This window comes from Microcoleus sp. PH2017_09_SFU_O_A (genome assembly GCF_020738625.1).
Taxonomy (GTDB): Bacteria; Cyanobacteriota; Cyanobacteriia; order Cyanobacteriales; family Microcoleaceae; genus Microcoleus.
In genome coordinates, this window is the sequence record NZ_JAEQCF010000065.1 from 21641 (window position 1) to 27640 (window position 6000).

Below are 6000 nucleotides of genomic sequence, written 5' to 3' on the forward strand. Positions count from 1 at the left end.
GTGGAGCGGTGGAACCAAAATTTTATAATAAAACATTTGAAACACAAATGAGCCAGGAATTATGTCAAGCTGTTTGTCATCTTGATTTTGACAGAGTTATCGCTCTCCTATATCGGGGAGATGATATAAATTTTAGAGATGAAAGTTGCTCAGATAGTACCCCTTTACACCAAGCAATTATGGTAGAATCCTTCAGGATGGCTGAAACATTAATTGCTAGAGGCGCAGATGTTAATGCAGCAGACAGAGCTAACAATACACCTCTACATTCATCTATCTCCTATAAAAATCTAGAGTTAGCAAAATTGCTGATTGACTCTGGTGCCGATGTAAATTTCCGGTGCGGTACTGGCTCTGTAGACACTCCTTTACAGGCAGCAGCTTGGAACAACCAACCCAAGATTGTTGAAGCACTTGTTGCTGCTGGAGCAGATATCAATATAGTCGATCGTTATGGGCAAACCCCTATTCTGGTTGCAGCTTGGAAAGGACATCAAGAAATTCTCGAAATACTATTTTCTCAAGGTGCTGTTGTCAACATATACATTTCTGCTGCACTCGGCAATATTCAGGAGGTTGAGTCTTACCTTGAACAAGGGGGCGATCCAAATGCTCGAACCGGACGAACACCTCCTTACGGCAATACTTTGTTGTACTTCGCAGTAGCAAATAACCAAATTGAGGTAGCTGACCTACTAATTAAGTATGGTGCAGATGTGAATGGAGAATGCGCTCAAGGTTTTTATCCTTTGATCGCTGCTTCCTGGTTGGGTTTTGTGGAAATGGTGCAACTATTAATCGATCGCGGAGCCGATGTTAGCGTCATCATAGATTTCGGGAATGGAGCTTTAGAATTCGCAGCAGAGAACGGACACAAAGAGGTTGTGCAAATTTTGCTCGAACGCAGACTGTCATTAGAGGGAACCGCTTACGGCTATGAAAATCATATCGAGCGAGCGATGGATGAAGCGGCTGCGGGAGGACACAAAGATGTGGTCAGGTTTTTACTGTTGCAAGGAGTAACAATTAGCAAAACAGCTATTCACGCTGCTGGGGAGCGGGGACACAAACCAGTTGTAGAAATTCTAATCGCTTTTGGAGCTGATGTTAATGCTAAAGATTATAGCGAAAATACAGCCTTACACAAAGCAGCTCTCAAAGGACATTTGGAAATTGTGCAACTTCTATTGATTTCAGGAGCCTATGTCAATGCTAGAGATAATAACAGATGTACAGCATTACACAACGCAGTTTCACTCGGTCACTTAAATATTGTGCGATCGCTCTTAGCTTCTGGAGCAGAGGTGAATCCACGGAATCAACGGGGCTGTACCCCTATTCAATTGGCTAAGTGCAGAAATCAACAAGATATAGTTGAGGTTTTGATGGCTCAATCGCTCAAAATAGGATTAGATATGCGATCGGTTTGCAGTGCGTGCCAATACAGACGATCGCGATCGTAAATTTTATGCGGATGCTACGTGCTATCGACTAAATTTAAATAGCAAATTCGTTATTTCATAAGCTACTATAGAAGCAATAACTCACAGGTTACGAGTATGACTTCGACACCGAACACTCAAACAAAGATTATCCGAACAGAACGCGGACTGACTATCGCAGGTACGCGCATCACCTTAATAAGGTCGATCGCTCACGATCGCGAAATCGCCCCCGATCGCACTTTTTGCAGTTCCGGCAATTTGAAAGCCAAAACAATATCTGCTTGAGGAATTCCCGCCGCCATCAACTCGTAAGCAACTCCATCTTCCGTACCATCGTGTTCGATCCACAGCTTGTTGTCGATAATTTCAATGTGGATCAAATTTCCGTAGATGCGATGACCGTTTTGCCAGCCTGTTTCGACTAACAAATAGCGATCGCGCTTTTCATCTAATACTAATTTGACCTCAGCTAGGTCGTCATTACCGAGAAAATCGATATATTCTTGGAGAATTCTTTCAACGATGTCGCGATATTGAATGTTTAATGAATCCATTGCACGATTGCCTCCTCTGCTGGCTCGAAGGTAACTAAACGAATGATACCATCAGTAGCTTGCGGGTTCTTGGCTCTTGTCGATCGCCCTTACAGAAAACTCGCCAGCCGGCGATCGCCACAAATATTTACAAAAATAGTTGATATTTCAGATTAGTTGTGTTATAGTAGCCTAGATGCGGGAGTATAGCTCAGTTGGTTAGAGCAGGTGACTCTTAATCTCAAGGTCGAAGGTTCAAGTCCTTCTACTCCCATCCTCAAACAACATAGTACAATGCCATTACCCGCAAGCTGTAGTGTTCTCGTCAATCTTAAAAAATTGAAAAGAATATTTGAGTCAATGAGCTTGTAAAATAATTTTCATGAACATCCAGCAATTTGTTGACAATTCCCTCGGACAGTGGCGATCGCAGCGCAGCGCCCATCACTTGACTTTCCGACACTTTGAAGCGATCGAGTCAGTCATTGATATCGTTGCACTCTCACCCGATGATGCTGCCGTAATCGACCTCTGCAAATCCTACAACATCGACCCAGCCCAAGCAGTCAACCCCTTTCACATGGCATGGGAAGGCCAGTCAGATTGGGATGAAAACGCTGAAATGAAAGGCAGTTGTATCCTCGTACCAATCCCAGATCCCACAGTCCCCAATCGCGGTAAACTACTGCGAGACCAAGGATATGCCGAAACCATTCCCGCCGCCGCCGACTATCACATCACAGACGATGGCACCTTTGTCCTCCTCACAAGCTACGATAACGCCGCCGCCGAAGAAAAAATTTGGTTTGCCAATCCCAACCTGCGCTTTCGTGTTTCCCTGATCAAAACCAGTAAAGGAAGTGGAGTTGTCACCGCATCATTTTCTTCAGAAATTCGATCGCTCTCCGGCAAATAATACCAATTATCGAAAATCATGCAACAGTATTTGTAGGGTGCGTCGCCACCAGCAACACCTAATTTAAATCGACAATATCGCGGCGACGCACCTTACCTAAACAGTCGAGAAAACAAGCCGAACACTGATTTTATAGCAACACTTTTGACAATCTATAAAAAATAAATAACAGCTTATGACTTCAGTAAAAACCAATGATTTAATCACTCTGGCTCAGTGGATGGCCGGGGATTTCAGCAACTACAAACAATCCTTTGAAAAACCACAACAATTTGCCCACATTCATATATTTTTCCGCCCCTTACCATTTGATTTTTTTAACGCCATTGGCTTTTACTCCGAGCAGGTTTATGACCACGATCTGTGGACTCCCTACCGTCAAGGAGTCCACAAATTAATAGACCAAGGAGAACAAATTTATATTGAAAATTATAGTCTCAACGATCCAGTACAATACGCCGGAGCAGCACGGGAATTAAGCATTCTCAAAACAATTAAACCAGATTGCATTCAACGGCGCTACAATTGCTCTATGGTTTTCAAACGAGAAGGAGAAATGTTTCGTGGTAGTGTAGAACCAGGAAACCAGTGTCTCATCGAAAAAAAAGGTTGTTCAACCTACCTCATCAGCGACGTAGAAATTACCGAAACAACCTGGAGCAGTCTCGATCGCGGTATGGATGTAAATACTCACGAACAGATTTGGGGCTCAGAGAATGGCTCCTTATGGTTTGAAAAGCGTCAAAGTTTTGCCGGAGAGCTACCGCCTCTCTAATTTTCCCGCCGACGAATTTCCAGGCGAGCGCAGCACATACTACAGCCACACCTATTACCCTAAAAGACTCCTGTACCCCAAAAAACTCCTGTAGTACGTGAAACAGCAACCTCCCCTGGAATGTTACATTATGTAAAGTTTTCTAATATAACATCCAATTATGGTAAATTTTCACATAACACAATAGTGGAGATTTTTTAAATGGTTTTTGGACCTGCATCTCGACTTGGAGTCAGTTTATTTGAAGAAACACCCTGTTTAGAACTGATTCCAGGACGTTCACAAGAAGAAGTAGAAACCATTATTCGTGCCGTCTACCGGCAAGTTTTGGGTAATGCTTACGTCATGGAAAGCGAACGGGCAACAATTCCTGAATCGCAATTCAAAAGTGGTGCATTGAGTGTACGCGAATTTGTCCGCGCTCTGGCAAAATCCGACGCTTACCGTTCTCGCTTTTTCGATACTTGTCCTCGCTATCGGTTTCTTGAACTGAATTTCAAACATCTTCTCGGTCGAGCTCCGGATGGCCTAGAAGAAATGAGAACCCATAGCACTATCTTAGATACTCAAGGCTACGAGGCAGATATTGATTCTTACCTCGACAGCGATGAATACCAAAACGCCTACGGCGAAAATATCGTTCCCTACTACCGAGGCTACAAAACCCAACCAGGACAAAATATGGTTGGGTTTACTCATATGTTTGCTCTCTTGCGCGGCCCTTCCAGCAGCGATTTCAAAGGAAGTCTTTCTGGAAAATCCCCAGTTTTGAACAAATACGTGATTCAAGAAACCCCTGTAGCAGTCATTCCTCCTTCCGGCGGTTCAGTTGGGGATGGTTGGTCATTTCCCGATAGACAGCGCGGTGCTAAAAGTGTTTACAACGTTGCTTCTGGTGACGAAGGTAAGGTTTTCCGTATCGAAGTAACTGGCTATCGCACTTCTGCAAAGAATCGGGTTCAAAAAATTCGGCAGAGCAACCAAGTTTATGTAGTGCCGTTTTCCAGACTTTCCCAAGAATATCAACGCATCCACAAACAAGGCGGCGTAATTGCCAGCATCACTGCTGTCAACTAGAAACCGTTTAAACTTCTAGCTTCACGACTTGGGGAATTACCTCCCTGAGCGTGTTTTTCTTCAATCCTTAATTCCCTGTTTTGAAACGTTATTTAGTCTTAGGAGAAACTCAATGAGTGTGGTTTTAGATGCACCAGTAGAACTTTGGTCTACTAGCAGTTCCGATGATACACAGGCCGTAATTCGGGCAGTTTACAAGCAAGTGCTCGGCAATCCCCACGTGATGGAAAGCGAACGCCTGACTGTGGCAGAATCCCAGTTGTGCGATGGTGGGACGACAGTACGGGAATTTGTCCGCGCTGTGGCAAAATCCGACTTCTATCGCAGTCGGTATTTTGAATCATGCGCTCCCTACCGCTTTGTCGAGCTAAACTTTAAACATTTGTTAGGTCGCGCTCCCTTAGACCAAGCAGAACTTTCTGAGCATATTCGCACCTGTATCGAAAAAGGCTACGATGCAGAAATTGACTCGTACCTTGACAGTCAAGAATATGAGGACAAATTTGGCGAGAATACAGTCCCTTATTATCAAGGGGCAAAAAGTCAAGTCGGACAAAAGCAAGTTGGCTACAATCGCACTCTTTCCCTGTATCAAGGTTATGCAGGAGTTGACAGTGCTTTTACCGCTTCTCGCTTAGTTGACTTCGTAGCTGGTAATAGTGGTAACAAAATTACTTTACCAAGCACAGGCGGTCGCATTAGTGCTTCCAAAGATGCCACCGAAAAAATGTTCAAGATTGTTGTCAAAGGAGCTAAATTTGATAGCCCTCGCCGAGTGAGCAACACTGAATATCTTGTCTCTGGTGGGAAGATGACTCCGCAAATTCAGCGCATTCATCGCGCTGGCGGAAAAATTGTCAGCATCACCGAAGTTGCTTAAGCCATAGACTGATGACGCGAGCCTGAGTCGGGGATAACTAGAAACTTTCTTGGGTTCCCCTTTATGAGCTGAGCTAGATTCTTCTATCGTTTTTTTTGATTGAGGTTTCGTATCTTAATACTTTCTCTAGAGCGAGTTTCTTATTCGCTCTTTTTCTGTTTAAAAAAGCCAAAAACTTGATTTATAGAAGAAGGCCTTAATTATCTAGGGGAGAAGGAAAAAATATTTGGTCGAAGCACGTCCAGGACTGTTTCTCAAATCTAAATTCTAAAATGGTATTATAAAACTTTATTAAGTTTGTAAGCAGTAGTAAGCAATAGTAGTATCATATAGTCAAAATGGTAAACTGAGAGAATTATTGCGATTGTCAAAAA

Annotated in this window: 6 protein-coding genes and 1 tRNA gene; 6 read left to right on the forward strand and 1 reads right to left on the reverse strand. The window is 43.4% G+C overall.

The window, feature by feature from the left end:
* The first annotated feature begins 47 nt into the window (after window positions 1–47).
* Window positions 48–1463, forward strand: coding sequence for an ankyrin repeat domain-containing protein (locus JGK16_RS22720; protein ID WP_293183812.1), 1416 nt, complete (start codon window positions 48–50; stop codon window positions 1461–1463).
* A gap of 191 nt (window positions 1464–1654) precedes the next feature.
* On the opposite strand, the gene JGK16_RS22725 is transcribed toward JGK16_RS22720, so the two are convergent.
* On the reverse strand, window positions 1655–1999 hold the full coding sequence (locus tag JGK16_RS22725; protein ID WP_293183814.1) for a XisI protein: 345 nt from the start codon (window positions 1997–1999) through the stop codon (window positions 1655–1657).
* A gap of 179 nt (window positions 2000–2178) precedes the next feature.
* Here JGK16_RS22725 and JGK16_RS22730 point away from each other — a divergent pair.
* The 5 genes from JGK16_RS22730 (at window position 2179) to JGK16_RS22750 (ending at window position 5626) form a co-directional block, all read left to right on the forward strand.
* Window positions 2179–2252, forward strand: a tRNA-Lys gene (locus JGK16_RS22730).
* A gap of 108 nt (window positions 2253–2360) precedes the next feature.
* On the forward strand, window positions 2361–2894 hold the full coding sequence (locus tag JGK16_RS22735; protein ID WP_293183817.1) for a phycobiliprotein lyase: 534 nt from the start codon (window positions 2361–2363) through the stop codon (window positions 2892–2894).
* A gap of 175 nt (window positions 2895–3069) precedes the next feature.
* Window positions 3070–3669 (forward strand): chromophore lyase CpcT/CpeT, encoded by a 600-nt coding sequence (locus JGK16_RS22740; protein WP_293192630.1) that lies wholly within the window; start codon window positions 3070–3072, stop codon window positions 3667–3669.
* A gap of 201 nt (window positions 3670–3870) precedes the next feature.
* Window positions 3871–4746 carry a phycobilisome linker polypeptide gene (locus JGK16_RS22745; protein ID WP_293183822.1) on the forward strand — a complete coding sequence of 292 codons (876 nt, stop codon included), beginning with the start codon at window positions 3871–3873 and terminating at the stop codon, window positions 4744–4746.
* A 112-nt stretch (window positions 4747–4858) separates the two neighbouring features.
* Complete coding sequence (locus JGK16_RS22750; RefSeq protein WP_293192632.1) at window positions 4859–5626, forward strand: phycobilisome rod-core linker polypeptide; 768 nt, start codon at window positions 4859–4861, stop codon at window positions 5624–5626.
* Window positions 5627–6000: the final 374 nt, after the last annotated feature.

Coding starts and splice junctions, on each gene's coding strand:
- JGK16_RS22720 (WP_293183812.1), top strand. CDS start 48: ATGAGCCAGGAATTATGTCAAGCTGTTTGTCATCTTGATTTTGACAGA.
- JGK16_RS22725 (WP_293183814.1), bottom strand. CDS start 1,999: ATGGATTCATTAAACATTCAATATCGCGACATCGTTGAAAGAATTCTC.
- JGK16_RS22735 (WP_293183817.1), top strand. CDS start 2,361: ATGAACATCCAGCAATTTGTTGACAATTCCCTCGGACAGTGGCGATCG.
- JGK16_RS22740 (WP_293192630.1), top strand. CDS start 3,070: ATGACTTCAGTAAAAACCAATGATTTAATCACTCTGGCTCAGTGGATG.
- JGK16_RS22745 (WP_293183822.1), top strand. CDS start 3,871: ATGGTTTTTGGACCTGCATCTCGACTTGGAGTCAGTTTATTTGAAGAA.
- JGK16_RS22750 (WP_293192632.1), top strand. CDS start 4,859: ATGAGTGTGGTTTTAGATGCACCAGTAGAACTTTGGTCTACTAGCAGT.